Below are 26,957 nucleotides of genomic sequence, written 5' to 3'. Positions count from 1 at the left end.
ACCCAACCCGAACACGACGACCGACTCCCCCGGCCGCACGCCGGCCGTCGTCACGACGGCGCCGAAGCCGGTCAGCACCGCGCAGCCGAGCATCGCCGCCACGTCGAACGGCACCGACGCCGGCACGACGACGACGGAGCCTCGCGAGACGACGGTCCGCTCGGCGAACGCCGACACACCCAGGTGGTGCGCGAAGTCGACACCGTCGCGGGAGAACCGGGTCCCACCGGCCACGAGCCGCCCCGCTCCGTTGGCCACAGCCCCGACGGTGCACATGGCCGGGCGGCCGGCGGCGCACTCGAAGCAGTGCCCGCACGACGGCACGAACGTCATGACGACGTGGTCGCCGGGCGCGACGTCGATGACGCCGGGGCCGACCGCCTCCACGACGCCGGCGGCCTCGTGCCCGAGCACCATCGGCGTCGGCCGCGGCCGGCTGCCGTTGATGACGGAGAGGTCGGAGTGGCACAGCCCGGCCGCCTCGATCCGCACCAGCAGCTCACCGGCCTCCGGCCCGGCGAGGACAAGCGACTCGACCGTCAGCGCTGAGCCACCCGCGTACGGCGGCGACGCACCCAGCCGCCACAGCACCGCGGCACGCGTCGGGACAGCACTCACAGCAGCCCCAGCGCCTCGCGCGGATCCCCGTCCAGCAGCCACTCGATCGTCGACGGCAGCACGTACGGCATGGTCGGCGGCCGGATCGCGGCGATCTCCCGCAGCCCGGCCACCGCCTGCGCCGGCGTCCAGATCGGGAAGTCCGACCCGAACAGCAGCTTGTCGACCACACCCCACTCCTGGGCCCGGACCAGCGCGTGATACCCGTCGAACGGCCGCGCCCACGAGGCGGAGACGTCGGTGAAGACGCGCCGGTTCTTCCGGCAGACCACCATCGCCTCGCGCTGCCACGGGTGCCCCATGTGCGCCATCACCATGGTGAGGTCCGGATGCCGGCGGGCCACTTCGTCGACGACCAGCGGCTGGCTGACCATGAGCGAGCCGGCCGGGCTCGGCGTCGCGCCCATGTGCCACAGGATGACCAGCCCGGCCTCGGCGGCAGCGCGATAGAAGGGATCGAAACGCGAGTCACGCGCGTCGAACAGCGCCAGGACGGGGTACAGCTTGATCCCCCGCAGCCCGCGCGCGACACCGTCCGCCAACTGCTCCAGGACATCGGGGTCGGTGGGGTCCAGCGCCATGAACCCGATCGTCTCGGTGCTGGTCGACGCGCAGAACCACTCGACGTACTCGTTCGGCGTCGCGACACCGGCCGCCGTCGCCCGCAGGCCGAACACGCAGGCGACGGAGACGCCGCCCTCCTTCATCGCCCGGTCGTACTCCTCGGGCGTGAACGCGTGCGCCTCCTCCTGGTGGTAGACCGGCGCCCAGTGGTCGCGCCACTCCGGGCCCCAGTGCTCCGGCTGATGACAGTGGCTGTGGACGTCGAACACACGGCCTCCTAGGGGTGGGCGGGACGCAGCGAGCTGTGCACGATGCGCATGGCGGCGGCGGTGTCCGGGTCGCCGGCCAGCTCGGCCGCGGTCTCCGACAGCCGCTCCAGGTAGAACTGCTGACGGTCCGGGCCGAACTCACCGGACGGGCCGGAGACGCTGACGGCGGCCAGGCACTCGCCGTCGACCTCGACCGGGACCGCGACGCAGCGCAGCCCGACGCTGCGCTCGTTGTCGTCGAAGGCGTAGCCCCGCCGCTCGATCAGCCGCAGCTCGCGGGTCAGCTCGTCCATCGTCGTGATGGTGGCGTCGGTGAACCGCTCGAACGGGCCGGCGGGGACGTGGTCGGCCAGCCGGTCGGCGGGCAGCCGCGACAGCAGCAGCTTGCCCAGCCCGGTGCAGTAGGAGTGGTCGCGGACGCCGGGGCTGGCGCGGAACCGGATCGGCCGGTCCGGCTCGTGCACGCCGACGTGGATGACCTGGTCGCGGTCGAGCATGCCGAGGTTCGCCGTCTGCCCGGTGCGGTCGGCCAGCGGCGCGAGGTACCGGTCGGCGACGACGGACAGGTCCAGCGACGACATGTACGCGTTGGACAGCCGCAGCACCTTGTGCCCGAGCCGGTACGACGGCCGCTCGTCGACGCGGACGATGTACTCCATCTCGGCCAGCACCGCGAGCAGCCGCACCAGCGTGCTCTTCGGCAGCCCGGTGGACTCGCTGATGTCGACCAGCGTGAACGGGTCCGGGCCGGTGGACAGCAGCTCCAGCAGCGCGAGGCCGCGGGCCAGCGCGTTGGCGTGGTAGTTCGCCGACGCCGGCCGATCGTCGTCGACGGAGGTGCGGCGGGTGGTTCTGGCGACGGGTCTCACGATGATTGCCCCTTGCTGTTGTTCCGTGCTCTGAGTACCTGGCCGGCCCGTGCGCCGGTGTGCCGCCCCTCGGTGATCGTCGGCTCACCGTTGACGATCACCGCGTCGACGCCGTCGGGGTAGCGCCGGGGGTCGGCGAACGTGGCGCGGTCGGCGAGCCTGCCGACGTCGAGCACCACGATGTCGGCGGCCTGCCCTGCGGTGATGGTGCCACGATCGGTGATCCCGGCCCGTCGCGCCGCACCCGACGTGGCCTTGCGGATCGCCTCCGGCAGCGTCAGCGTGCCGTCGGCGACGTGGTCGGACAGCAGCCGCGGGTAGCTGCCGTAGGCGCGCGGGTGCGGGCTGCCCTCGCCCGTCGGCCCGTCGAGGTCCAGTGCCTGCCCGTCGGAGCCGATGACCGTCGCGGGGTGGGAGAGGACGGCGCGCAGGTCGCCCGCGTCGCGGCCGCCGGCGACCATCGAGACGGCGTTGCCGAGCCGGGCCAGCAGCTCCAGCGCGACGGTGTCCGCGTCGGCGCCGCGCTCGGCGGCCAGCTCGGTGATCCGGCGCCCGACCACCTCAGGTGCGCCCGGCGCGGAGTTGACGGTGATCTCGTCCCAGCCCAGCGGCTGCCCGGCCCAGTGCTCGCGGATCCGCGTGACCGCTTCGGGATCGGTCAGCCGGGACCGCATCACCGACTCGCCGCCGGCCTGCGCCCACGCGGGCAGCCGCTGCGACAGCGGCGCGTTACCGGCGAGGTACGGGTACATGTCGATCGCGACGTCGAGGCCGTCGGCGCGGGCGGCGTCGACCAGCTCCAGCGCCTTGGCGGCGTTGCCCCAGTTGCGCCGGCCGACGACCGTGAGGTGCGACAGCTGGGTGCGCACGCCGGTGGCCGCCGCGACCTCCAACGCCTCGCGGACGGCCGGCAGCACGTCGTCGGCGTAGTCGCGCAGGTGCCAGGCGAACACCGCGTCGTGATCGGCGACGACGCGGGCCAGCGCGTCCAGCTCGTCGCGCCGGGCGAACGTCAGCGGCGCGTACATCAGCCCGGTCGAGAGCCCGGCCGCACCCGCGGACAGCGCGTCGGACAGCAGCGATGTCATCGCGTCGAGCTGGGCGGCGGTGGGCAGGCGGTCGTCGAACCCGACGACGCCGGCGTGCAGCGGCAGGTGCCCGACCAGCCCGGCGACGTTGAGGCTGGGCCGTGCGGCGGCGACGGCGTCCAGGTACTCGCCGTAGGTCCGCCAGGCCCACTCGATCGACGGGTCGAGGTCGAGGTAGCTGACGGCGGCCCGCACGCCGGCGACGTCGGCGCCGGGCGCCAGCGGCGCGACGCCCAGCCCGCAGTTGCCGACCACCGTCGTCGTGATGCCCTGGTGGACGGCGCTGCGTCCCTGCGGCGCGGACAACAGCGTGAGGTCGGAGTGCGTGTGCAGGTCGACGAAGCCGGGGCAGACGACCTTCCCGGTGGCGTCGATCGTCCGGGCGGCCTCGGCCGGACCCGGCGGGCCCACCGCGACCACCGTCCCGCCGGCCACGAGCACGTCGGCCCGGACCCCGTCCGCGCCGGTGCCGTCGACCACCGTCCCGCCGCTGATCAGGAGATCGATCACGAGGCGGCCCCAGGCAGCACCGGCAGCAGCTCCGGGAAGTGGCAGGCGCTGGGGTGGCCGGCGCCGAGCCGGTCCTCCAGCGCGGGCGCCTCCTCCGCGCACTTCGGCTGCGCCTTCCAGCAGCGGGTGCGGAACCGGCAGCCCGACGGCGGGTTCGCCGGGTTCGGCACGTCGCCCTTCAGCGTGATCCGCTCCCGGGCGCCGCGCAGCCGCGGGTCCGGCACCGGCACCGCCGACAGCAGCGCCTGCGTGTACGGGTGCTGCGGCGCGCGGAAGATCTCGTCGCGGGTGCCGGTCTCGACGATCCCGCCGAGGTACATGACCGCGATGCGGTGCGACACGTGCCGCACGATCGACAGGTCGTGCGAGATGAACAGGTACGCCAGCCCCAGCCGCTGCTGCAGCTCGCGCAGCTTGTTCACCACCTGCGCCTGGATCGACACGTCCAGCGCGGACACGGGCTCGTCCAGCACCAGCAGCTCCGGGTCGAGCGAGAGCGCCCGGGCGATGCCGATGCGCTGGCGCTGGCCGCCGGAGAACTCGTGCGCGTACCGGTTGGCGTGCTCGGGCTGCAGGCCGACGAGGTCGAGCAGCTCGGCCACCCGCTCGGCGCCGCCCTGCCGGTACTTCCCCTGCACCCGCAGCGGCTCGGCGACGATGTCGTGCACGGTCATCCGTGGCGACAGCGAGGCGTACGGGTCCTGGAAGACGATCTGCGTCTTGCTCCGCCAGGGCCGCAGCTCGTCCTCGCTCATCGTCGCGAGGTCGTGCCCGCGGTAGAGGATCCGCCCCGAGGTCGGCTCCAGCAGCCGCACCACCATGCGCCCGGTGGTCGACTTGCCGCAGCCGGACTCCCCCACCAGGCTCAGCGTCTCGCCCTGGTCGATGCCGAACGAGACGCCGTCGACGGCCTGGACGGCGCCGACCGGGCGGCGGAACAGCCCGCCGCGGACGGGGAAGTGCATGGCCAGGTCCTCGACCCGCAGCACCTCCTCGCCCAGGTGCTCCAGCCGCTCGGCGGCCGCCGTCTGGACGCTCAACGGGGGTTCGGCGGGGTGGGATGTCACCGGGTCACCTCCGTGGGAACGACGGCCGCGAGCTCCTCGGCGAAGTGGCAGGCGCTGTGGTGTGCGGCGCCGACGGCGCGCAGCGGCGGCCGCTCGGTGCGGCAGCGGTCCCGGGCCAGCGGGCAGCGCGGGTGGAACGGGCAGCCCGGCGGCGGCGCCAGCAGGCTCGGCGGACTGCCCGGGATCGGGTGCAGCTCGTCGACGTCGCGGTCCAGCCGGGGCAGGCTCTCCAGCAGCCCGACGGTGTACGGATGCCGCGGCTCGGTGAAGACGGTGATGACGTCGCCCTGCTCGACCACGCGGCCGGCGTACATGACGACGACCCGGTCGGCCAGCTCGGCGACGACGCCGAGGTCGTGCGTGATCAGCAGCGTCGCCGCCTGCGTCTCCTGCTGCGCGACCTTGAGCAGGTCGAGCACCTGCGCCTGGATGGTGACGTCGAGCGCGGTGGTCGGCTCGTCGGCGATCAGCAGGCTGGGGCCGTTGGCGATCGCCATCGCGATCATCGCGCGTTGCCGCATGCCGCCGGAGAACTCGTGCGGGTACTGCCGGAACCGGGCCGCCGCGTCGGGCATGCCGACGAGGGCGAGCAACTCGATCGCGCGGTCGCGGGCGGCGCCCTTGGCCAGCTTCTTGTCGTGCAGCCGCAGCGCCTCGACGATCTGCCGGCCGATCGTCACGACCGGGTTGAGCGCCGTCATCGGGTCCTGGAAGATCATCGCGATCTCGCCGCCGCGGATCGAGCGCAGCTCCTTGGCCGGCAGCGCGCCCAGGTCGCGGCCGCGGAACCGGATCGTCCCGCCGGCTCGCCGGCCCGACTTCACCAGGCCGAGGATCGACATCGCGGTGACGCTCTTGCCCGAGCCGGACTCGCCGACGACACCGACGATCTCGCCCCGGTCGACGGTGAACGACGCGCCGTCGACGGCCTTGACGACCCCCTCGTCGGTGCGGAACTCCACCGCCAGGTCGTCGACCTCCAGCAACGGTTCGGATTGCGTCATCACGACCTCCCCGACTGCCGCGGGTCGACGGCGTCGCGCAGGCCGTCGCCGACGAAGTTGACCGACAGTACCGTCGCGGCGATGGCCAGGCCGGGCGGCAGCCACAGCCACGGCATCGACTGGATCACCGTCAGGCTCTGCGCGTCGTTGAGCATGTTGCCCCAGCTGGCCTGCGGCGGCTGGACGCCCAGGCCGAGGAAGGACAGCACCGCCTCGGAGAGGATCGCGCCGGCCACCGAGATGGTCCCGACGACGACGATCTGCCCCATCGCGGCCGGCACGATGTGCTTGCGCAGCAGCCAGCCGCGGGACGCGCCCGCGACCCGGGCGGCGTGCAGGTACTCGCGTTCGCGCACGGCCAGCGTGACGCCGCGGACCAGCCGGGCCGCCGTCGGCCACTCGGCGGCGGCGATCGCGATGACGAGGATCGGGATGCTGGGGCCGAGCAGGCCGGCCAGCACGATCACGACGACGATGTTCGGGAACGACAGCATCATGTCCGCGGTGCGCATCAGCAGGGTGTCGATCCAGCCGCCGAACAGCCCCGCGACCGCGCCGACGAGCGTGCCGACCACCACCGCCAGCAGCGCCGCGGCCACGCCGACCAGCAGCGACACCCGGGCGGCGTAGACCAGCCGGGCGAACACGTCACGGCCGGACGCGTCGGTGCCCAGCCAGTGGTCGCCCGACGGCGGCTGCCGGATCGCGCCGAGGTCGACGGCGTACGGCGAGTGGTTCGCGATCAGCGGCGCGAAGACCGCCACGACGAGGATCAGCACCAGGAAGATCGCGCCACCGACCGCCACCCGGTTGCGGCGGAACCGGCGCGCGGCCATCGCCCGCGGCGAGCGGCGGCCGGACCGCGGCCCGCCACCGGCGGCGTCGACGGCCACCGCCACTTCGGCGGCGGCGACGTCGGGCGTGTCGAGGGACGGTCGCAGGTCGCTCATGTGACCTTCACTCTCGGGTCGACGACGGCGTAGGCGAGGTCGGCGAGCAGGTTGCAGATCAGCACCAGCGCCGCCACGTAGAGCGCGAACCCGACGATCACCGGATAGTCCTGCGTGTTCACCGCCCGCACGGCCAGCTGGCCCATGCCCGGCCAGGCGAACACCTGCTCCAGCACCACCGCGCCGGCCAGCATCTGCGGGATGTTGATCATCACGATGGTGATCAACGGGATCAGCGAGTTGCGCAGCGCGTGCCGGCCGACGACCCGCACCGGTGAGCCGCCCTTGGCCTCGGCCGTGCGCACGTAGTCGGCGGACAACTCGTCGATGAGGCTGCCGCGCACGTACCGCGTCAGCGGCCCGGCGGCGGCCAGGCCGAGGATCGCCGCCGGCATGATCAGGTGCTCCAGGATGTCCGCGCCGCCACCGCCGCCGGGGGTGGACATCCCCGACGACGGCAGCCAGCCCAGCTGGAGCGAGAAGAGGTAGATCGCGACGATGCCGAGGAAGAACGACGGCACCGAGATGACGCCGAGGCTCAGCGCCGCGGCGGCGTAGTCCACGCCGGTGTTGCGCCGCACCGCCGCGATCGTGCCCAGCGGGATCGCGATCAGCAGCGCGATCCCCAGCGCCGTCGACATCAGCAGGACGGTCGGGCCGAGCCGCTCCAGCAGCAGACCGCTCACCGGCTCCCGGCTGATGAACGACGAGCCCAGGTCGCCGGTGACGGCGTCGAGGAACCACCGCCCGTACTGCACGAGGACCGGGTCGTCCAGGCCCAGCTCGGCACGCCGGGCCTGGATGAACCCCTCACTGCCCTCCTGCAGGTCCTCCGGCCGGATCATCATCCGCACCGGATCGCCCGGCGCGGCGCGGACCAGCAGGAACACGCCGATCCCGATCAGGATGAACACCACGATGTTCACCAAGATCCGTCTGACGACGAACGCCGCCACCGTTCACCTCCTCATCCGGGCGCCGAGCCCGGGTCCTAACCGTCGAGGGACCACTCCTGCACGTTCCAGAACGGGTTCGTCTGGTCGCCCATCGGCTCGAAGCCCTGGATCCGGTCGGTGTGCGCCCAGATGGTGTCAGGGTTGTACAGCCAGATCATCGGCACCTCGGCGTTCTCGATCACGGCGGCCTGCCGGTAGAGGTCGTAGCGGGCGGCCTCGTCCACCGTCTGGTTGGCCTCCTGGACCAGCCGGTCGAACTCCTCGTTGCACCAGAACGACAGGTTGGCGCCGTTCGGGTAGTGCGTGTTGCAGCTGTCGATCGGGTAGACGGCGAACGGCTCGGTCGCGTAGTTGCCGCCACCGTAGAGCGTCATGTCGTAGGACTGAGCGTTCATCATGTCCGTCAACTCGCCCGGCTGCACCTGGTTCAGCTCCAGCTTGATGCCGACCTCGTTGAGCTGCGCCTCGATGACGGTCGCCGCGGTGTCGCGGTCGCGCTGGCCCGGGATCCAGGTCAACTGGATCACCTGGTTCGGGTCCCAGTTCATCTCCGCGAGCAGCTCGCGGGCCTTGTCCGGGTTGTACTCGTAGGTCTCCAGGTCGTCCGGGAGCGCGTCCTTCATGAAGCTGGCGTTGACGGGCTGGGCGTGGCCGCCGAGCGCCTCGTCGATCAGCTGCTGCCGGTCGATCGCGTACAGCATCGCCTGCCGGAGCCGGACGTCCTTCAGGTACGGCTTCAGCTCGTTGACCGAGGTCCGGATGAAGCCCGCGCCGGGGGCGGAGGCGACCTCGATGCCGTCGAGCGCCTCGACCGTGGAGAGGTCGGCCGGCGAGATCTGCACCAGGTCCATCTCGCCGGTGCCCAGCTGGGCGGTGGCGACGTCGGAGGTCACCGGGCGCAGGTAGATCTCGTCGATGTCGACCTCGCCCTCCCGGAAGTTCGGGTTCTTCACGAGGTGGACGTACTGGTCGGTCTGGTACTCCTCGAACACGTACGGGCCGAGGCCGACGTTCGGGCTCTTGGTGAAGAAGTCCGTCGTGTCCATCTCGTCGACCGGCACGTCGGCCAGCACGTGCTGCGGGATGATGAAGATGTTGCCGGTCAGGCCGACGATGCCGAGGTTCGGCTTGGTCAGCGTGATCTGGAAGGTGTGCTCGTCCGGCGCGGTGAACCCGCTGACGGTGTCCGCGGTGCCGGCCGTCACCTCGGCGGCGCCCTCGACGTCGGCGAACTTGCCCGCCGACGGGCTGCCGGTGGCCGGGTTGGCCACCATGTTGTAGGTGAAGACGACGTCCTCGGCGGTGAACGGCTCGCCGTCGCTCCAGGTGAGGCCCTCCTGCAGCGTGTAGGTGATGGTGAGGCCGTCCTCGGAGACCTCCGGCAGGCCGGTCGCCAGCCGCGGGTACAGCTGGTAGTCCGGGTTCACGCCGAGCAGGGAGTCGTAGATGAGGTTCATGACGATGACGTCCGGGCCGTGTGCCGGCGCCATCGGGCTCCAGTTGGAGTTCGGCGCCTGGTAGAGGTACGCGTTCAGCGCCGTGTCCTCGGCGGCGCCACCGTCGCTCGTGCCCTCGTCGCTGGTGCCGGTGTCGTCGTCCTGGCTGGGATCGGAACAGGCCGCGAGGGCGAGGACGAGGGACAGGCCGGCGGAGATCAGGGCTGCGCGTTGCGCTCTGGAACGTCTCACAGCTACCTCTCAGGGGATCTGGTTGGGGTGGACGACGCGGTTGGTGAGGTCACCGAGGCCGGTGACGCGGACGGTCATCTCGTCGCCCGCGGCGAGATAGGTCCCCGACGCCGCGCCGACTCCGGCCGGCGTCCCGGTCATGATGATGTCGGTGGGCTCGAGGGTCATCAGCCTGGACGCGAACGCGACCAGCTCGGCGACGGTGAAGATCATGGCGGCGGTGCTCCCCTTCTGCCGGAGCGTGCCGTTGACCTCGAGCTCGATGCCGAGGTCCTGTGGGTCGGGCACCTCGTCGGCCGTGACGAGGTAGGGGCCGTACGGTGCGAACCCGTCCGGCCACTTGCCGGCCAGCCAGTCGAAGTAGTCGACCGCCGCCGAGGTGTCGCGCCGGTACCCGTAGTCGACCGATCGGGCCGACACGTCGTTGCCGGTGGCGTAGCCGGCCACGTGCTCGAGGGCCCGCTCCACCGGGATGTCCCGGCCGCCGCGGCCCACGACGACGACCAGCTCGGCCTCCCAGTCGACCTGGGTGCTGAACGCCGGCAGGGCGATGTCGGCGCCCGGGTCGGCGATGGACGTGCCGGGCTTGAGGAACAGCCGCGGCGCCAGGGCGCCCTTGTCCAGCGGCTTCCCGCCGCCCTCGGCGACGTGCTCCTGGTAGTTCGCGGCCGCCGCCAGCACCTTCGTGGGGCGCGCGATCGGGGCGCGGACGGTCAGCTCGGCCAGCCGGTGGGTCCCGACGGGCTCCGGCGGCCGCCAGCCGGGGTCGGTGCCGGCGCCGGCCGCGACCAGCGCGGCGAGGTCGCCGTCGCCGAGCTCGGCGACGGTGCCGGCGGCCTCGTCGGCGACGTACCCGTGCCGGGTCGCGCCGTCGCGGGTGTAGCTGACCAGCTTCATCGACTGCCTTCCTGGGAGAGCTCGACAGGTGTGCCGGACGCGGCCGACGTGCGGGCCGCGTCGACGATCTCGGCGATGTGGACGGCGTCGGCGGCGGACGGGGCGCTGGGACGGCCCGCGGCGATCGCCGCGCGCAGCTCGTCGAGCAGCCGGTCCACCGTCCCGGCGCCGTGCCAGGTATGGCTCGACGCCTCGGCCCGGCGTAGGACGACAGCCGGGCGCGAGGCGTCGATGTCGAGGACGCCGTGCGAGCCGCTGACGCGGTAGCGGTGCAGGGCGAGGCCGGCCGGCGGGGTGTCGGCCAGTTCACGGGTCCGGCCGACGCTGATGGTGCTGGTCAGGCCGTTGTCGTGGTCGAGGAAGAGCAGCGCGTGGTCGTCCGCGCCGCCGTCGCTCCAGTGCGTCGAGAGCCGGGCGAACACCCGGCGGACCCGCTGCCCGGTGAGCGCGAGCACCACGTCGATCGGGTAGACGGCGAAGTTGGCCAGCTCGCCGGCCGGCGACGGGGTGCCGCCGGCGACGAGGAAGTCGGCCTGCACGTTCCACGGCAGCCCGACCTTCCCGGCGGCGACGGCGCCGCGGGCGGCGCCGATCATCGGGTGGAACCGCTGGTGGTGGGCCGGCAGACAGACCAGGCCGGTCTCGGCGGCGACGGCCGCGACCCGGGCCGCGTCCGCCGCCGTCAGCGCCAGCGGCTTGTCCGCCAGCACGTGCTTGCCCGCGCGCAGCGCCGCGATGACGGCGTCGGCCCGGCGCTCGGGCGAGACGCAGACGCTGACGACGTCCACCGCGGGGTCCGCGAGCGCCGTGGCGAGGTCGGCGGCCGGCGCGGGCAGGCCGAGCTTGCCGGCCAGCCGTTCGGCCGTCGTCCGGCCGGCGGCGTCGTCGCCGGCCACAGCGACCACCTCGAAGCCGTCGTGCGTGCTGAACGCCGGGAGGTACATGTCCTGCTGGTGGTCCTGGTCCGGGCCGAGGCCGGCGAAGCCGAGCAGCAGCACGCCAAGGGTGTCGCTCATGCCAGCACACCTCCCATGACCTCGTCGAGCGTGACCGGCTCGGCCCGCTCGATGGACAGCTCGGTGGCGACGCCCAGCGCGACCGCGCGGACCGCGTCGGCCGGCGTCATCGCCCGCTCGGCCGCCGGGTCGGCGATCGCGTCCAGCCAAGCGTCCAGCTGGACGGCGAACCCGTTGGCCGCCTGCGGCGGCAGCAGGCTCGCGCCGGACTCGGTCACCAGCGGCGACCCCCAGCCCTCGGCCGGCAGCTGCAGCACGCCGTCGGTGCCGGCGACCAGCACGTCGCGGCGATCGATCGTCGAGGGGCGGTGACCGCGGCTCATCTCGCACACGGCGCTCGCGCCGCCGGCGTACTCCACGTGCATCTCCAGGTAGTCGTGGATGCGCAGCTCCTCGGCGGTGCGCTTGCGGCCGCGCGCGTAGACCGAGACCGGCTCGTCGCGCAGCCACCAGCTGACCAGGTCGAGCAGGTGGACGCCGTTGTGCAGCGCGTGCCCGCCGGACTTGGCCGGGTCCAGCACCCAGGCCCGCCAGTCCGGCCAGATCCAGCCGCCGAGCATCGCCAGCCGGGCGAACACCGGCCGGCCGATGGCGCCGCCGGCGATCGCGTCGTCGACGGCCCGCCCGTAGTCGTAGAAGCGGTGCGTGTGCGCCGCCATCACGACCGTCCCGGCCGCGTCGAAGGCCTCGACGACGGCGCGGGCGGACGGCACGGTGATGGTCAGCGGCTTCTCCATCAGCAGGTGCTTTCCGGCCGCGGCGACCTGGAGCGCGATCGGCTCGTGCGTCATGTTCGGCGTGCAGACGATGACCGCGTCGACGTCCGGCCGGGCCAGCGCCTCGCCCAGGTCGGTGCTCCACGCGACCCCGCCGGCGGCCGTCGCGGCGGCGCTCGCACGGCCCGCGTCGACGTCGACGATGCCGGCCAGCCGGGCTCGCGGGGTGGCCCGCAGCGCGGCGCCGTGGTGGTCGGCGATGAAGCCGGCGCCGACGATCAGCACGCCCGGCGGCGGCGTGTCCTCAATCACGGAATGGCGTGCCATGCCGAGTCATCTTTGGGTCGCGAGCGATGCCCTGTCAAGGCCCTGCGCCGTGACGATCACGTAACGCCACGCGAAATGGAACGTCTTGCCATGCTTGAAGAAGCAACCTACGCTTCCGGCAACGAACATCACCGAGCGGCGTATGGCCGGCCATGGTGCCGGGCGACGCGGGAACAGGAGTCCGATGTCCCCGGGGATCGGCACGGCAGCCTCCGACCACGACCCACGCAGCACCGCCACCCGCGGCTGGGCACTGCACCAAGCCGCGGCGGAGTTGCTGCCCGGCGGCGTGAACTCCGCGACGCGGTACGTGGGCCACCCGTACGCGTTCGGCGGCGGCGACGGCGCCTACGTCGTCGACCTCGACGGCAACCGGTACCTCGACTACCACGCCGCGTTCGGCGCGATCCTGCTCGGCCACAACTCGCCGATCGTCGACGATCCCGTGCGGGCCGCCGTCGGCACCGTCGACCTGTTCGGCCTCGGCGTCACGGAGCTCGAGGTCGAGCTGGCCAAGCGGGTGACCGAGGCGATCCCGTCGGCGGAGATGATGATCGCCACGATGAGCGGATCGGAGGCGACCGCGCAGGCGGTCCGGCTGGCCCGCGCGGCGACCGGCCGGTCGCTGCTGGTGAAGTTCCAGGGCGGCTTCCACGGCTGGCACGACGCCGTCGCCCGCAACGTCATCTCCCGCCCCGAGCTGGCCTACGGCCGCGACCCGCTCTCCGCCGGCATCCTCGACCACGTCCTGGACGCGACCCTGGTCGCCGAGTTCAACGACCTGGACTCGGTGCGCGCGCTGTTCGAGCAGTATCCGGAGCGGATCGCCGCGGTGATCATGGAGCCGATCCCGCACAACGTCGGCGCGCTGGTGCCCGCCCAGGAGTTCGTCGAGGGGCTGCGCGAGCTGACCCACGACGAGGGCGCCGTGCTCATCTTCGACGAGGTCATCACCGGCTTCCGGCACTCCCTCGGCGGCTACCAGGAGGTCGTCGGCGTCATGCCGGACCTCACCACGTTCGGCAAGGGCATGGCCAACGGCTACCCGATCGGCGGGCTGGCCGGGCCGCGCTCGCTGATGGAGCGGTTCGACGGGCAGAAGGGCGACGTGCTGCTGGCCGGCACCTTCAACGGCTACACCCTCGGCGCGACGGCCGCGATCGCCACCATCGACCACCTGCGCGCCCACCCGGAGTTCTACACCCGGACGCACGCCCTGGGCGCCCGCATCCGCGACGGTCTGACCTCGATCGTCACCGAACTGGGCATCGAGGCGACCGTCGCCGGGTTCGGCGGCGTGTTCTCGCTCTACTTCGCCGCCGGCCCGATCCGCGGCTACCGCGACCTCATGCGCAACGACGACCAGGCCTACGCCGCGTTCCACCGGCGGATGACCGACAAGGGCTTCCTGATGATCCCGATGTCGCTCAAGCGCAACCACGTGTCCGGCTCCCACACCGACGAGGACGTGGACCGCACGCTCGAGGCCGCCCGCGACGTCCTCGCCGGCATGAAGGCCGACGGCACCGCCCACTGACCCGGCCAACGCGCCGTTCCATGATCATCAACCTTTCGGGGCGTGATAGGCAGACTCAATCGGTGGTTGCAACGCCGCAGGATGTGGGGTGGAGGTGGCGTGGTGGCGGCGAGGTTGTCGTTGGTGGAGCGGGAAGAGATTGCGGTGGGTCGGGCGCGGGAGGAGTCGGTGGCCTCGATCGCGGCGCGGTTGGGGCGGGCGGTGTCGACGATCTCGCGGGAGATCGCGAAGTTGAGTTTCGAGTGGCTGGGTCAGCCGTATCGGGCGGTGGCCGCCGATGAGACGGCGCGGTTGTTCCGGGCCCGGCCCAGGCGGGGGAAACTGGTTCAGGACAGCCCGCTGCGCCGGGCGGTGATCGACAAGCTGCAGCAGCGGTGGTCGCCGGAACAGATCTCGGCGTGGCTGGCGGTGGAGTATGCCGGTGATGCGGGGATGCAGGTGTCGCACGAGACGATCTACCAGGCGGTGTACCTGCAGGCGCGGGGCAACCTGCGCGCGGAGCTGTCCCACCAGAAGGCGTTACGCACCGGGCGGGTCCGCCGCCAGGCCCGCACGAGCGCGGCCGGGGCGTTGCGCTCGGCGCGCCCCTGGGTGGACCTGCACATCAGCGCCCGCCCGGCCGAGGCCGCGGACCGGGCGGTGCCCGGGCACTGGGAAGGCGACCTGCTCGTCGGTGCCCGCAACCACTCCGTGGTCGCGACCCTGGTGGAGCGGTCCAGCCGCTACGTCCGGTTGGTCGCACTCCCGGACGGGAAGATCAGCGAGTTCGTCGCCGCCCAACTGGCCGAGGCGATGCGCGCCCTGCCGGCGTCGCTGCGCCGCACGCTGACCTGGGACCAAGGCAGCGAGATGGCCGACCACGCCACGTTCACCCTGGCCACCGGCATCGAGGTCTACTTCTGCGACCCGCACAGCCCCTGGCAACGCGGCAGCAACGAGAACACCAACCGGCTGCTGCGCGACTACTTCCCCAAAGGCAGCACCGACTTCACCACCCTCACCCAGGCCGACCTCGACACCGTCGCCGACCAACTCAACACCCGCCCCCGCCACACCCTGAACTGGCAGACTCCAGCCCAGCGGCTCAACCAGCTGCTCGTTGCAACCACCACTTGAGCCTGCCCAGGGCGACCCAGAAGGTTGATGATCATGGGAGCCAGCGCGGAAACTTAAGTCTCTGCTTGACTTTTCGAGCCTCGGTCGTAAAGTTAAGTGCATGCTTAAGCATGAGGCGGAGGCGGACCGGGTGTTCCACGCGCTCGCGGACGCGAACCGGCGGACGGTGATCGAGCGCCTCACCCGGGGCCCGGCCACCGTGAGCGAGCTGGCGGCCCAGCTGGGGGTGACCGTCGCCGCGACGGTCCAGCACCTGCGGGTACTGCAGGACAGCGAGCTGGTGCGCACGGAGAAGGCCGGGCGGGTCCGCACCTGCCAGATCGATCCGGCCGGTCTCCGCAACGCCGAGGCGTGGCTGCGGCGTCAGCGCACCACCTGGGAACGCCGCCTGGACCGCCTCGACGCCGTCCTCGACGACCAGACGAAGGAGCAGTGATCATGACCGACCGCTCGGTGAAGCACAGCACGTTCACGCTGGAACGGACCTACGCCGCCGCGCCCGCCGCGGTCTTTGCGGCCTGGTCCGACCGCGACACGAAGGCGAAGTGGTTCGCGGCCGAGGACGGCCGCTACTCGCTGGACTTCCGGGTCGGCGGCTCCGAGGCCGTGCACGGCGGCGACGGGGTCGACGTCGTCGCCAGGAGCGAGTACCACGACATCGTCCCCGGCGAGCGCATCGTCTACACGACGGCCCTGTTCGGCGACGACGTCCTGTCGACGGTGTCGCTGACCACCGTGCGGTTCGTCCGCGACGGCGACGGAACCCGCCTGGTGCTCACCGAGCAGGGCACCTTCCTCGACGACCAGGAACAGCCCGAGTGGCGCGAGCAGGGCACCGGCGACTGGCTGGACGCCCTCGGCCGTCACCTCGGCGGGCGCTGACGACGGCCGGTGCCGCCCGGCCGGTGCCGCCCGGACGGGCGGTCACCGGCGCGGCCTTCGTATCCTTCAACCGTGCTGAGCATCCGCCGTGAGCTTGTCGACGCCATCGTGGCGCACGCCCGCAAGGACCACCCGGACGAGGCCTGCGGCGTGATCGCCGGGCCCGAGGGCAGCGACCGGCCGGAACGGTTCATCCCGATGCTCAACGCCGCCCGGTCGCCCACGTTCTACGAGTTCGACTCGATGGACCTGCTCCGGCTCTACAAGGAGATGGACGAGAACGACGAGGAGCCGGTCGTCGTCTACCACTCGCACACGGCGACCGAGGCGTACCCGTCGCGCACCGACGTCTCCCTCGCCAACGAGCCGGGCGCGCACTACGTGCTGGTCTCCACCCGCGACGAGGACGCCTACGAGTTCCGCTCGTTCCGGATCGTGGACGGCGAGGTGACCGAGGAGGAAGTCCAGGTCATCGATGGGGAATGATGGGCCCCAGTACCGCCGTTGCCCATCAGAGAACACCAGACAACGAGTTCCAGGAGCCGTCCGATGGCCGTCGAGGTCCGCATCCCCACGATCCTGCGCCAGTACACCGGTGGCGCGAAGACCGTCGAGGGCGCCGGTGACACCCTGGCCGCCCTCATCGACGACCTCGAGAGCCGGCACCCGGGGCTGCGCGACCGGCTGACCGAGAACGGCTCGCTGCGCCGGTTCGTCAACGTGTACGTCAACGACGAGGACGTCCGGTTCCTCGGCGCGGAGAAGACCACGCTGTCCGACGGCGACAGCGTCACCGTGCTGCCGGCCGTCGCCGGCGGCGCCCGCTGACCCGCATGCGCTACGACTCGCTGCTCGACTCCCTCGGCCGCACGCCGTTGGTCGGGCTGCCGAGGCTGTCGCCGTCGCCCGAGGTCAGGCTGTGGGCGAAGCTGGAGGACCGCAACCCGACCGGCTCGGTGAAGGACCGCCCGGCGCTGCGGATGATCGAGGCCGCCGAGGCCGACGGCCGGCTCACGCCGGGCGCGACGCTGCTGGAGCCGACGTCGGGCAACACCGGCATCTCGCTGGCGATGGCGGCCAAGCTCAAGGGCTACCGCATGGTCTGCGTCATGCCGGAGAACACGTCGGAGGAACGGCGCCAGCTGCTGCGGATGTGGGGTGCCGAGATCATCCCGTCGCCCGCGGCCGGCGGCTCCAATGAGGCGGTCCGGGTCGCGAAGGAGCTCGCGAAGGCCAACCCCGACTGGGTCATGCTCTACCAGTACGGCAACCCCGGCAACGCGCTCGCGCACTACGAGACCACCGGCCCGGAGCTGCTGGCCGACCTGCCCGAGATCACCCACTTCGTCGCGGGCCTGGGCACGACGGGGACGCTGATGGGCGTCGGCCGGTACCTGCGCGAGAAGCTGCCCGACGTGCAGATCGTGGCCGCCGAGCCGCGGTACGGCGAGCTGGTCTACGGCCTGCGCAACCTCGACGAGGGGTTCGTGCCGGAGCTGTACGACGAGTCGGTGCTGACGTCGCGGTTCTCGGTCGGCCCGCGCGACGCCGTGCAGCGGACCCGGCAGCTGCTGGAGCAGGAGGGCATCTTCGCCGGCATCTCCACCGGCGCCGTCCTGCACGCGGCGCTCGGCCTGGCGAAGAAGGCGGTCCAGGCGCAGAAGCGCGCGGACATCGCGTTCATCGTCGCCGACGGCGGTTGGAAGTACCTGTCGACCGGCGCCTACGAGGGCACTGTCGACGACGCGGAGGACCGGCTCGACGGCCAGCTCTGGGCCTGACGTACGGTGCACTGATGCGCGAGCTGGTCTACTACATCGCCCAGTCCATCGACGGGTTCATCGCGGGGCCGCACGACGAGATCGACTTCTTCCCGATGCCCGACGAGTACACGGCCTGGATGTTAGCCGAGTACGGCGACGCGCTGCCCAGCCACGCCCGCCAGCTGGGCCGCGTCGACGACGTGCCGAACTCGCGGTTCGACACCGTCGTCATGGGCCGGCGCACCTACCAGCCGGCGCTCGACGTCGGCATCACCAGCCCGTACGCGCACCTGCGGCAGTACGTCGTCTCGTCCACGCTGCCCGAGTCGCCGGACCCGGCCGTCACGATCGTCGGCGGCGACCCGGTCGCCGCGGTCAGGGCGCTCAAGGCCGAGGACTCGCCGCTGGACGTCTACTTCGCCGGCGGCGCCGCGCTGGCCGGGGCGCTGCTGCCGGAGATCGACCGCATGGTCGTCAAGAAGTACCCGGTCGTCGCCGGGGCCGGCGTGCCGATGTTCACGACGCAGTTCGAGCCGGCCGCGTTCGAGCTGACCGACGTGCGGACGTTCGGCAGCGGCCACGTCGTGCTGGACTACCGCCGGGTCCGGTAGCCGACGGCAGCGGGCGGCGTGGCGTTCGCCACGTCCAGCCGTCGGACCGGCCGTAGCGGCGTACGCTCTTGCGACGATGAACGACGCACCGATCGGGATCTTCGACAGCGGAGTAGGCGGTCTGACGGTCGCCCGCGCCGTCCTCGACCAACTCCCGCACGAGCCGGTCCTGTACGTCGGCGACACCGCCCGCGGCCCGTACGGACCGCGACCGATCGCCCAGGTGCGCGAGTTCGCCCTCGACGTCATGGACACGCTCGTCGCCGAGGGCGTGAAGATGCTGGTCATCGCGTGCAACTCGGCCAGCAGCGCGGTGCTGCGCGACGCCCGCGAACGCTACGACATCCCCGTCGTCGAGGTCATCCAGCCGGCCGTGCGCCGGGCCGTCGCCGCGACCCGCAACGGCCGGATCGGCGTCATCGCCACCCGCGCCACCGTGACGTCACGGTCCTACGAGGACTCCTTCGCCGCCGCGCCGCACCTCACCATCGCCACCCAGGCCTGCCCGCGGTTCGTCGAGTTCGTCGAGGCCGGCGTCACCCACGGGCCGGAGCTGGAGTCCGTCGCCCGCGAGTACCTGGAGCCGGTCCGCGAGGCCGGCGTCGACACGCTCGTCCTCGGCTGCACCCACTACCCGCTGCTCACCGGCGTCGTCTCGTACGTCATGGGCGAGGCGGTCACGCTGGTCAGCAGCGCCGAGGAGACCGCGAAGGACGTCTACCGCACGCTCGTCGACCATCGGCTGATGCGGTCGGACGAGCTGCCGGCGCCGCGGCACCAGTTCCGCTCCACCGGCGACGCCCGGCCGTTCCGCGAGCTGGGCCGCCGCTTCCTCGGCCCGGAGATCGCGTCGGTCGAGGAGACGTCGGAGCTGCCGGTCGTCGGCCGCAACCTGGCGGTCGGGTCTTGAGGCTCACCGTCCTCGGCTGCTCCGGCTCGATGCCCGGGCCGGACTCGCCCGCGTCCGGCTACCTGATCGAGGCCGGCGGCGTGCGGCTGGTGCTCGATCTCGGCAACGGCGCGCTCGGCCCGCTGCAGCGGCTGGTCGGCGTCGCCGGGCTGGCCCAGCTGGACGCCGTCGTGCTCAGTCACCTGCACCCGGACCACTGCATGGACCTGTGCGGGCTCTACGTCGCGCTGCGCTACGGGGTGCCGTCGGAGCGGCGGATCCCGGTGTACGGGCCGGTCGAGACGGCCGATCGGATGGCCGCGGCGTACGGCAAGGAGCCCGACCCCGGGCTGTCCGGCGAGTTCGACTTCCACGAGCACCCGGCCGGCGAGTTCGCCGTCGGGCCGCTGACGGTGAAGGTCGCGCCGGTCGAGCACCCCGTCCCCGCGTACGGGATCCGGGTCGAGCACGAGGGCCGCTCGATCGTCTACTCCGGCGACACCGCGGCGACGCCGGCGCTGGTCGAGCTGGCCCGCGACGCCGACCTGTTCCTCTGCGAGGCCGCCTACGACGACGGCGCGAACAACCCGCCCGGCATCCACCTGACCGGGCGCGAGGCCGGCCAGCACGCGGCCGCCGCCGCGGCTCGTCGACTGGTCGTCACGCACGTGCCACCATGGGGCGATCCGCAGCGTGCGGCCGAGCACGCGAGCGCGGTCTACGACGGTCCGGTGGAGATCGCCGTGCCGGGGGGTCACTGGGAGGTCTGATGACGGAGCACGAGGGCGCACCCGAGCAGGCGGAGCTGGAGCTGCCGTTCCAGCTGCCGACGACGCCGCTGGAACCGCTGCCGGAGGACTGGGAGAGCGCGCTGGTCATCGCGGCGCACCCCGACGACGTCGAGTACGGCGCCGCCGCGGCCATCGCGCGGTGGACCGGGCAGGGCAAGCGCATCGTGTACTGCATGGTGACCAGCGGCCAGGCCGGCATCGACTCCATGCCACCGGAGCAGACCGGCCCGCTGCGCGAGAAGGAGGAGCGCGACGCCGCGGCCGTCGTCGGCGTCGACGAGGTCGAGTTCCTCGGCTATCCCGACGGCGTCGTCGAGTACGGGCTGCCGCTGCGCCGCGACATCGCGCGGGCCGTGCGCCGGCACCGTCCGGACATCGTCATCACCGGCAACTTCCACGAGAGCTTCGGCGGCGGCATGCTGAACCAGGCCGACCACATCGCGGTCGGGCGGGCCGTGCTCGACGGCGCCCGCGACGCCGGAAACCGGTGGGTCTTCACCGAGCTGCTCGACGAGGGCCTGGAGCCGTGGAACAAGGTGCGGGCCATCTGGGCGGCCGGGTCGGTCGAGGCGCAGCACGGCGTCGACGTCACCGACACGTTCGAGCTCGGCGTCCGGTCGCTCGAGGCGCACGCCGGCTACCTCGGCGCGCTGCCCGGCCACCCCGAGCCGCGCGACATGCTCGGCATGTTCGGCCGGGCGACCGGGCCGCGGCTGGGCGTCGAGTACGGCGCGGCCTTCGAGGTGTACCCGCTGATGCTCTACTGAGCCCGCTCTACTGATCCCGCGGCGCCTCGGCGACGAGGACGCCGGTCGCGTACATCCGCTTCTCCGATCCCCACCGCGGCCAGCACGTCGTCAGCGTCAGCCGGGCCTCGGTGGGCTCGGTCCCGCCCGGCTCGCCCGGGACCGGGTCGACCACCCACAGCTCGGTCGCCTCGATGACGTTGCCGTCGCTGTTCCCGTCCGGCGCGTCGTCCAGTTCGTACCGGAACACCCCGTCGACCGTCTCGATCTCGACGACGTCGCCCTCGCGGAGCTCGGCGAACTCGGCGAACGGCTCGCCGTGGCCGGAACGATGCGCGGCGACGGCGATGTTGCCGAGGCCGCCGGGATCGGCGCTGTCCACGTAGTGGCCGGGCCCGTCCTTGAGGTCGTCGGGGTCGGTGCCCTCGACGACGATGCGCTCCCAGTCGTCGCCGAAGCGCGGGATGCGCAGGATCCCGTAGGCGTCGCCGAGCTCCAGCGGCGCCGGCTCCGCGTCAGCGCCCTCCTCGGCGGCGCTGGGCGCCTCGTCCGCGCGGTCGAGCAGGTGCTGCTCGAACTGGTCGCGCAGGTCGTCCTGCGCGGCCGCCGTCTGCAGCCCGGTGCCCCAGAACGTGTAGGCGACGAACAGCAGCACCAGCGCGCCGGCGGTCAGCAACAGCTCGCCGGCGATCCCGGCGGCCGCGAGCAGCCGTCGGCCGCCCGGCCCCGTCGACGGGGAGGCCCGGCGATGCTTCGGCGCGGCCCTGCGCTGCACGTCCCCGAAGGTAGCCCGTCACACCGCCGGTACGCACGCGATTCGGGTTGGTCACCGCGGCGGCCGCGGCGGGCGCCGCGAGTACGATGCCAAGCGAGACCTTCCCACACCGCCGTGGAGGGGCCGTGGGCCGACGCCGGCACGACAGCGACCGCAGCACGGCCGAGGCGCGCGCCGACGCGCTGGCGTCGGTGGTCGAGGATCTGGCCGGCAAGTTCACACTGCGGCCGCTGCTGGATCGCATCCTGCGCCGCTCCGTCGAGTTGCTCGGCGCCGACGCCGGGTCGATCTGCAGCGTCGACGAGACAGTGGGGGTCTACCGGAAGGAGGCCGACTTCGGCATCGCCTGCCAGTCCGGCCGCAGCTTCCCACTGTCCGAGGGTATGACCGGCGCGGTCGTGGCCGCTCGTGCGCCGCTGATGTTCGAGGAGTACGCCGACGTTCCCGGCGGGCATGTCTCGCCGGCCGACCGGGCCACGCTGCACGGCGTGATCGGGGTGCCGATCGCCTGGCGCGGGAGCGTCATCGGCGCCTGCATCGTGTTCAGCCGCGACCCCGGGCGCACCTTCACCGACGATGACGCGCGGTTGCTGGAGCTGTTCGCCAAGCATGCCGCGATCGCGATCGTCAACGCGCGCATGCACGAGCAGCTGGCCGAGCGCGCCCGCGCCGAGGCCACCGCCGCCGAGCGGGAACGCCTGGTCAGGGAGGTGCACGACAGCGTCGCGCAGGGGCTGGCCGCCGTCCTCGTCCACCTGGAGGGAGCTGGGACGGACGGCACGCAGCTGGCGGCCGCGCGCGAGGCGGCCCGGGGCGCGCTGGCCGAGTCGCGGCGGACGGTGCTGGGGTTGGCGCCGTCGCTGCTGGAGGGCCACTCGCTGGAGGAGGCGATCGGCGTCGAGATCGCGTGGGCCCGGGCCACCGGCAACCTCGACGCCCGGCTGGTCGTCGCGGGCCGGCCGGCACCGCTGACTCCGGACCTGGCGCACCAGGCGTTCCGCATCGTCCAGGAGGCGTTGACGAACATCGTCCAGCACGCGGCCGCCTCGTCGGCCCGCGTGGGTGTCGTCTACGGGCCGGACGAGCTGGTGCTGATGGTGCAGGACGACGGCAGCGGCTTCGACCGCGGCAGCGACCTGGACAACGGGTTCGGCCTGCGGGGCATCGTCGCCCGGGCTCGGACCTACGGCGGCGGCGTCGAGGTCGAGTCGACGCCCGGGTGGGGGACGCAGATCCGCGCGAGCCTGCCCTACCAGCGGGCTGAGGCCGGCGACCCGGCGAGCAGCCGGCTGCGCCTGCTCGTCGTCGACGACCAGCCGGTGGCACGGGCCGGACTGGCCCGGCTGCTCGCGGCCGCCGAACCGGGGGTTCAGGTGGTCGCCGAGATCGACAGCGCGACTGCGCTGCTCGACGCGTACCGGCTGCTCCGCCCGGACGTCGTGCTGGTCGACGCCTACCTGGGCGGCCACGACGGCGTCGAGTGCACCCGGCAACTGGTCGCCGAGGACCCCGGCGCGGCCATCGTCCTGCACGGCGCCCGCTCCGGCGACCCGCTGGTCGGGCAGGCGCTGCGGGTCGGCGCCCGCGGCTGCGTCGGCCCCGACGCCGACGGCCCCGAGCTGGCCCGCGCGGTGCTCGCGGCCGCGCACGGCGGCATCACGCTGTCGGCCAGCGTCCGCGACGCGCTGCCCCGCCCGGCCGCCCCCAGGATGGACGTCGCCGCGCTCACCGGCCGCGAGCGTGAGGTCCGTGGCCTGCTCGAACGCGGCCTGCGCGACAAGCAGATCGCCGAGCGGCTGGGCATCTCGGTCAAGACCGTCGAGAAGCACGTCGGCGCGGTCCTGCGCAAGACCGGCGCCAGCAGCCGCACCGAGGTCGCCGCCCGCGCCTCGAGGTAGGGAAACCCCGCACACAGACGGGGGGCTTCCCCGAGGCGCACGCCGCCGGCCGCGCCGTAGCGTCGAGGCGACGGAAGGGGGTGGGCCGGTGCCGGTCGTGCCGACGCGGGAGATCCTGGACCGGGCCTTCGCCGAGCGCTACGGCGTCGCGGCCATCAACATCGTCAACGACCTCAGCCTGGAGGCCGTGCTCGCGGCCGCCGTCGAGGTGCGCGCGCCGGTGATCGTCCAGACGTCGGTGAAGACGGTGCGATCGATCGGGCTGGACCTGCTCTACGCGATGTGGCGGGAGCTGACGGCGGGCATCGAGGTGCCGGTCGCGCTGCACCTGGACCACTGCCCGGAGCGCGAGGTCATCACCGACTGCCTGCGCAAGGGCTGGAACAGCGTCCTCTTCGACGCGTCCAGCCTGCCGGTCGAGGAGAACCAGCGGCAGACCGTCGAGGTCGTGAAGGAGGCGCACGCGCTGGGCGCGCACGTCGAGGGCGAGATCGAGTCGATCACGGGCGTCGAGGACGGCGTCGGGTCGGACGAGGAGTCGGAGCGGCAGTCGTTGGAGACGGCGCTGACGTTCATCCGCACGACCGGTGTCGACGTGTTCGCGCCGGCCATCGGCAATGCGCACGGCCGGTACAAGGCCGAGCCGAAGCTGGACGCGCAGCGAGTCAGTGACATCGTCGCGGCCGAGCCGATCCCGATCGCCCTTCACGGGGGCACCGGCATGACCGACGCCCAGTTCGCCGACCTCATCGCCCGCGGCTGCGCGAAGGTCAACATCTCGACCGCGCTGAAGGTGACGTTCATGCGGTCCAACCTGGAGTTCCTCACCGCCGCCGATGCGCGCGACAGCTGGGACCCGCCATCGCTCTTCCAGGCCGTCCGCGCCGACGTGATACGCCTCGCGGCCGGGTTCATGAGGACGTTCGGCAGCGCCGGGAAGGCGTGGTGACGGGCGTGCCGGCGCTGGTCTTCGACTGCGACGGGGTGCTCGCCGACACCGAGCGCGACGGCCACCTGCCCGCGTTCAACCAGACGTTCGCCGAATTCGGGCTGCCAGTGCGGTGGAGCGAGGACGAGTACGCCGTGAAGCTGCTGATCGGTGGCGGCAAGGAGCGGATGGCCAGCCTGCTGACGCAGGAGTTCGTCGCCGCCAACGGGCTGCCGACCGACGCCGCCGGGCAGCGGGAGGTCCTGGCACGCTGGCACCGGCGCAAGACCGAGCTCTACACGGCGATGGTGGCCGGCGGCCGGTTGCCCGGCCGCCCCGGCGTCGCCCGGCTCGTCGACGAGGCGCACCGGGCGGGCTGGGCGCTCGCCGTCGCCTCGACCTCCGCGGAGCCGTCCGTGTGGGCCGTGCTCGAGCACGTGGTGGGCGCCGGACGGGCGCGCGACTTCACCGTCCTGGCCGGTGACATCGTCCCGGCCAAGAAGCCGGCGCCGGACATCTACCGGCTCGCGCTGGAGCGGCTCGACGCCGCCCCGGACGCCGTCGTCGTCGTGGAGGACAGCCGCAACGGGCTGCTCGCGGCCGCCGGCGCCGGGGTGACCTGCCTGGTCACCGTCAACGGCTACACCGAGCACGAGGACTTCGCCGAGGCGGCGTTGGTGGTCAGCAGCCTCGGCGACCCGGACGGCGAGCGCACCACCGTGCTCGCCAACCGCTCCGCGGCGCGGCCGGGCGGCTGGATCACGCTCGACGACGTCGCCGCGCTGCTGAAGGAGGCCTAGATGGACGAGAGCTTCGCTGCCGTCGAGTACGTCGTCCACACGATCGCCCGGACCGCCGTCGACAACGAGACGTACTTCGGCGACCTCGACGCGGTCGTCGGCGACGGCGACTTCGGCTACTCGATGGCGCGCGGCTTCGAGATCGTGCTGGCCGGCTGGGACGACATCGACCGCTCCGACGTCGGCACGTTCCTGAAGAAGATCGCGCTGACCATCACCGGGCGGATCGGCGGTACGTCCGGCCCGATCTGGGGGACGGCATTCCTGCGCGCCGGGTCCGTCGCCGGCGACCGGACCGCCGTCACCGCCGACGACGCCGTCGCGATGCTGCGCGCGGCGATCGAGGGGATCAAGGCCCGCGGCCAGTCCGACGTCGGAGACAAGACGCTGCTCGACGCGCTGGTCCCCGCCGTGGACCGGCTGGCGGCCGAGCTCGCCGCCGGCGCGGACGGGCAACGGGCGCTGGACGCGGCCGCGATGACGGCACGCGAGCGGGCCGAGGCCACCCGCGAGCTGATCGCGAAGCGCGGCCGAGCTGCGTACACGGGGGAACGCAGCATCGGCACGCTCGACGCGGGCGCCGTCGCCGTCGCCGTCATGGCCGAACGAGTCGCCGGGGGATGGGCGGACCACGCCACCCCGCACACCAGTTCCGAGGAGGCGCCGTGAAGAAGTTCGTCAACGACCCGAAGCGGTTCGTGCCGGAGATGCTGCAGGGCATCGCACTGGCCAACCCGGACACGCTGCGTTACGTGCCCGACTACAACCTCATCATGCGCGCCGACGCGCCACGCGACGACAAGGTCTCGATCGTCCAGGGCTCCGGGTCCGGCCACGAGCCGGCGCACGTCATGGTCGTCGGCAAGGGCATGCTCGACGCGGCCTGTCCGGGCGACGTGTTCTCCGCGCCGCCGATGGACTACGTGCTCGAGACCAGCAAGTTGCTGAACACGCCGAAGGGCGTCCTGCACCTGATCAACAACTACACCGGCGACCGGATGGCCTTCGACATGGGCCGTGAGCTGGCCGAGGCCGAGGGCGTCACGATCAGGACGGTGGTCGTCGACGACGACGTCGCGGTGAAGGACTCGACGTACACCGTCGGGCGGCGCGGCGTGGCCGGCAACTTCTTCGTCATCAAGGCGGTCGGCGCGGCGTCGGAACAGGGCGCTGACCTCGACGAGCTGGTGCGGATCGGCGACAAGGTCAACTCCGTCACCCGGACGATGGGCATGGCGCTGACGTCGTGCACGCCGCCGGCGAAGGGCTCGCCGCTGTTCGAGCTGGGCGAGGACGAGATGGAGATGGGCGTCGGCATCCACGGCGAGCCGGGCCGGCGGCGGGAGAAGCTGGCCGACGCGAACGCGATCGTCGACGAGCTGCTGGAGGCCGTCGTCACCGACCTGCCGTACGAGCGCGGCGACAACGTCGCACTGATGATCAACGGGCTGGGCGGGACGCCGATCAGCGAGCTGTACATCCTGTACGGACGGGCGCACCAGCAGCTCGCGGACCGCGGAATCACCGTCGGGCGCAACTACGTCGGCGAGTACTGCACGTCGCTGGACATGGCCGGCGTCTCGCTCACGCTGGTGAAGCTGGACGACGAGCTGGTGTCGCTGTTCGCGGCGCCGGCCGAGATCGCGATCCGGACGTTCTGAGCGGCCCGGTGTCCCCGGACG

Annotated in this window: 29 protein-coding genes; 16 read left to right on the top strand and 13 right to left on the bottom strand. The window is 72.5% G+C overall.

What is annotated here, in order from left to right; translation table 11 throughout:
* From C1I92_RS20010 to C1I92_RS19950, 12 genes are all read right to left on the bottom strand, one after another.
* Window positions 1–618 (bottom strand): alcohol dehydrogenase catalytic domain-containing protein (locus C1I92_RS20010; RefSeq protein WP_158564213.1); only part of this gene is annotated, 618 nt, incomplete at its 3' end.
* A complete protein-coding gene (locus tag C1I92_RS20005) occupies window positions 615–1,451 on the bottom strand; it encodes an amidohydrolase family protein (protein WP_111256409.1) in 837 nt (278 codons plus the stop codon). The genes C1I92_RS20005 and C1I92_RS20010, both read right to left, overlap by 4 nt.
* An 8-nt stretch (window positions 1,452–1,459) precedes the next feature.
* The gene (locus C1I92_RS20000; protein WP_111256408.1) at window positions 1,460–2,320 is read right to left on the bottom strand and encodes an IclR family transcriptional regulator; all 861 of its coding nucleotides are present in this window, start codon (window positions 2,318–2,320) and stop codon (window positions 1,460–1,462) included.
* Window positions 2,317–3,918, bottom strand: coding sequence for an N-acyl-D-amino-acid deacylase family protein (locus C1I92_RS19995; RefSeq protein ID WP_146605211.1), 1,602 nt, complete (start codon window positions 3,916–3,918; stop codon window positions 2,317–2,319). The genes C1I92_RS20000 and C1I92_RS19995 overlap by 4 nt, the downstream gene beginning before the upstream one ends.
* Window positions 3,915–4,883 carry an ABC transporter ATP-binding protein gene (locus C1I92_RS19990; RefSeq protein WP_111256415.1) on the bottom strand — a complete coding sequence of 323 codons (969 nt, stop codon included), beginning with the start codon at window positions 4,881–4,883 and terminating at the stop codon, window positions 3,915–3,917. Before C1I92_RS19990 ends, C1I92_RS19995 begins: the two co-directional genes overlap by 4 nt.
* Window positions 4,884–4,981: 98 nt before the next feature.
* A complete protein-coding gene (locus C1I92_RS19985; protein WP_111256406.1) occupies window positions 4,982–5,989 on the bottom strand; it encodes an ABC transporter ATP-binding protein in 1,008 nt (335 codons plus the stop codon).
* Entirely contained in the window at window positions 5,989–6,939 is a 951-nt protein-coding gene (gene opp4C, locus C1I92_RS19980) for an oligopeptide ABC transporter permease (protein WP_199521406.1), read from the bottom strand. The genes C1I92_RS19985 and opp4C overlap by 1 nt, the downstream gene beginning before the upstream one ends.
* Window positions 6,936–7,895, bottom strand: a complete 960-nt coding sequence (locus C1I92_RS19975) for an ABC transporter permease (RefSeq protein WP_111256405.1) — start codon at window positions 7,893–7,895, stop codon at window positions 6,936–6,938. The genes opp4C and C1I92_RS19975 overlap by 4 nt, the downstream gene beginning before the upstream one ends.
* Window positions 7,896–7,930: 35 nt before the next feature.
* A complete protein-coding gene (locus C1I92_RS19970) occupies window positions 7,931–9,583 on the bottom strand; it encodes an ABC transporter substrate-binding protein (RefSeq protein ID WP_111256404.1) in 1,653 nt (550 codons plus the stop codon).
* Window positions 9,584–9,592: 9 nt separating this feature from the next.
* On the bottom strand, window positions 9,593–10,480 hold the full coding sequence (locus C1I92_RS19965) for a fumarylacetoacetate hydrolase family protein (RefSeq protein ID WP_199521405.1): 888 nt from the start codon (window positions 10,478–10,480) through the stop codon (window positions 9,593–9,595).
* Complete coding sequence (locus C1I92_RS19955; RefSeq protein WP_111256403.1) at window positions 10,477–11,496, bottom strand: Gfo/Idh/MocA family protein; 1,020 nt, start codon at window positions 11,494–11,496, stop codon at window positions 10,477–10,479. Before C1I92_RS19955 ends, C1I92_RS19965 begins: the two co-directional genes overlap by 4 nt.
* Window positions 11,493–12,539: a Gfo/Idh/MocA family protein gene (locus C1I92_RS19950; protein ID WP_111256402.1), complete on the bottom strand. Its 1,047-nt coding sequence runs from the start codon at window positions 12,537–12,539 to the stop codon at window positions 11,493–11,495. Before C1I92_RS19950 ends, C1I92_RS19955 begins: the two co-directional genes overlap by 4 nt.
* Window positions 12,540–12,723: 184 nt before the next feature.
* Between C1I92_RS19950 and C1I92_RS19945 the strand changes: the two genes are divergently transcribed.
* From C1I92_RS19945 to C1I92_RS19895, 11 genes are all read left to right on the top strand, one after another.
* Entirely contained in the window at window positions 12,724–14,076 is a 1,353-nt protein-coding gene (locus C1I92_RS19945; RefSeq protein ID WP_111256401.1) for an aspartate aminotransferase family protein, read from the top strand.
* Window positions 14,077–14,175: 99 nt separating this feature from the next.
* The gene (locus tag C1I92_RS19940) at window positions 14,176–15,192 is read left to right on the top strand and encodes an IS30 family transposase (protein ID WP_158564212.1); all 1,017 of its coding nucleotides are present in this window, start codon (window positions 14,176–14,178) and stop codon (window positions 15,190–15,192) included.
* A gap of 100 nt (window positions 15,193–15,292) precedes the next feature.
* Window positions 15,293–15,628, top strand: coding sequence for an ArsR/SmtB family transcription factor (locus C1I92_RS19935; protein WP_111256399.1), 336 nt, complete (start codon window positions 15,293–15,295; stop codon window positions 15,626–15,628).
* A 2-nt stretch (window positions 15,629–15,630) separates the two neighbouring features.
* Complete coding sequence (locus tag C1I92_RS19930) at window positions 15,631–16,074, top strand: SRPBCC domain-containing protein (protein WP_111256412.1); 444 nt, start codon at window positions 15,631–15,633, stop codon at window positions 16,072–16,074.
* Window positions 16,075–16,146: 72 nt separating this feature from the next.
* Window positions 16,147–16,560: a M67 family metallopeptidase gene (locus tag C1I92_RS19925; RefSeq protein ID WP_111256398.1), complete on the top strand. Its 414-nt coding sequence runs from the start codon at window positions 16,147–16,149 to the stop codon at window positions 16,558–16,560.
* A 63-nt stretch (window positions 16,561–16,623) separates the two neighbouring features.
* The gene (locus C1I92_RS19920; protein ID WP_111256397.1) at window positions 16,624–16,902 is read left to right on the top strand and encodes a MoaD/ThiS family protein; all 279 of its coding nucleotides are present in this window, start codon (window positions 16,624–16,626) and stop codon (window positions 16,900–16,902) included.
* A 5-nt stretch (window positions 16,903–16,907) separates the two neighbouring features.
* On the top strand, window positions 16,908–17,855 hold the full coding sequence (locus C1I92_RS19915) for a PLP-dependent cysteine synthase family protein (RefSeq protein WP_111256396.1): 948 nt from the start codon (window positions 16,908–16,910) through the stop codon (window positions 17,853–17,855).
* A gap of 14 nt (window positions 17,856–17,869) precedes the next feature.
* Window positions 17,870–18,448 carry a dihydrofolate reductase family protein gene (locus tag C1I92_RS19910; RefSeq protein ID WP_111256395.1) on the top strand — a complete coding sequence of 193 codons (579 nt, stop codon included), beginning with the start codon at window positions 17,870–17,872 and terminating at the stop codon, window positions 18,446–18,448.
* A gap of 76 nt (window positions 18,449–18,524) precedes the next feature.
* Window positions 18,525–19,358 (top strand): glutamate racemase, encoded by an 834-nt coding sequence (murI, locus tag C1I92_RS19905; RefSeq protein WP_111256394.1) that lies wholly within the window; start codon window positions 18,525–18,527, stop codon window positions 19,356–19,358.
* Window positions 19,355–20,107, top strand: a complete 753-nt coding sequence (locus tag C1I92_RS19900) for an MBL fold metallo-hydrolase (protein WP_111256393.1) — start codon at window positions 19,355–19,357, stop codon at window positions 20,105–20,107. The genes murI and C1I92_RS19900 overlap by 4 nt, the downstream gene beginning before the upstream one ends.
* Complete coding sequence (locus C1I92_RS19895; RefSeq protein WP_111256392.1) at window positions 20,107–20,895, top strand: PIG-L deacetylase family protein; 789 nt, start codon at window positions 20,107–20,109, stop codon at window positions 20,893–20,895. Before C1I92_RS19900 ends, C1I92_RS19895 begins: the two co-directional genes overlap by 1 nt.
* A gap of 7 nt (window positions 20,896–20,902) precedes the next feature.
* Here C1I92_RS19895 and C1I92_RS19890 read toward each other — a convergent pair whose 3' ends face one another.
* A complete protein-coding gene (locus C1I92_RS19890) occupies window positions 20,903–21,649 on the bottom strand; it encodes a class E sortase (RefSeq protein ID WP_111256391.1) in 747 nt (248 codons plus the stop codon).
* Window positions 21,650–21,774: 125 nt separating this feature from the next.
* On the opposite strand from C1I92_RS19890, the gene C1I92_RS19885 reads away from it, so the two are divergent.
* The 5 genes from C1I92_RS19885 (at window position 21,775) to dhaK (ending at window position 26,936) form a co-directional block, all read left to right on the top strand.
* A complete protein-coding gene (locus tag C1I92_RS19885) occupies window positions 21,775–23,547 on the top strand; it encodes a GAF domain-containing protein (RefSeq protein WP_158564211.1) in 1,773 nt (590 codons plus the stop codon).
* 88 nt (window positions 23,548–23,635) lie between these two features.
* Window positions 23,636–24,496, top strand: a complete 861-nt coding sequence (locus C1I92_RS19880) for a class II fructose-bisphosphate aldolase (RefSeq protein ID WP_111256389.1) — start codon at window positions 23,636–23,638, stop codon at window positions 24,494–24,496.
* Complete coding sequence (locus C1I92_RS19875; protein ID WP_199521404.1) at window positions 24,493–25,275, top strand: HAD-IA family hydrolase; 783 nt, start codon at window positions 24,493–24,495, stop codon at window positions 25,273–25,275. Before C1I92_RS19880 ends, C1I92_RS19875 begins: the two co-directional genes overlap by 4 nt.
* Entirely contained in the window at window positions 25,276–25,944 is a 669-nt protein-coding gene (dhaL, locus tag C1I92_RS19870; RefSeq protein WP_111256388.1) for a dihydroxyacetone kinase subunit DhaL, read from the top strand.
* Window positions 25,941–26,936: a dihydroxyacetone kinase subunit DhaK gene (dhaK, locus tag C1I92_RS19865; protein WP_111256387.1), complete on the top strand. Its 996-nt coding sequence runs from the start codon at window positions 25,941–25,943 to the stop codon at window positions 26,934–26,936. The genes dhaL and dhaK overlap by 4 nt, the downstream gene beginning before the upstream one ends.
* Window positions 26,937–26,957: the final 21 nt, after the last annotated feature.

The sequence above is a fragment of the Jiangella anatolica genome (assembly GCF_003236295.1).
GTDB classification, from domain to species: domain Bacteria; phylum Actinomycetota; class Actinomycetes; order Jiangellales; family Jiangellaceae; genus Jiangella; species Jiangella anatolica.
The sequence above is the reverse complement of the archived record's forward strand: the minus strand, read 5'-3'. Positions and strand labels throughout refer to the sequence as shown.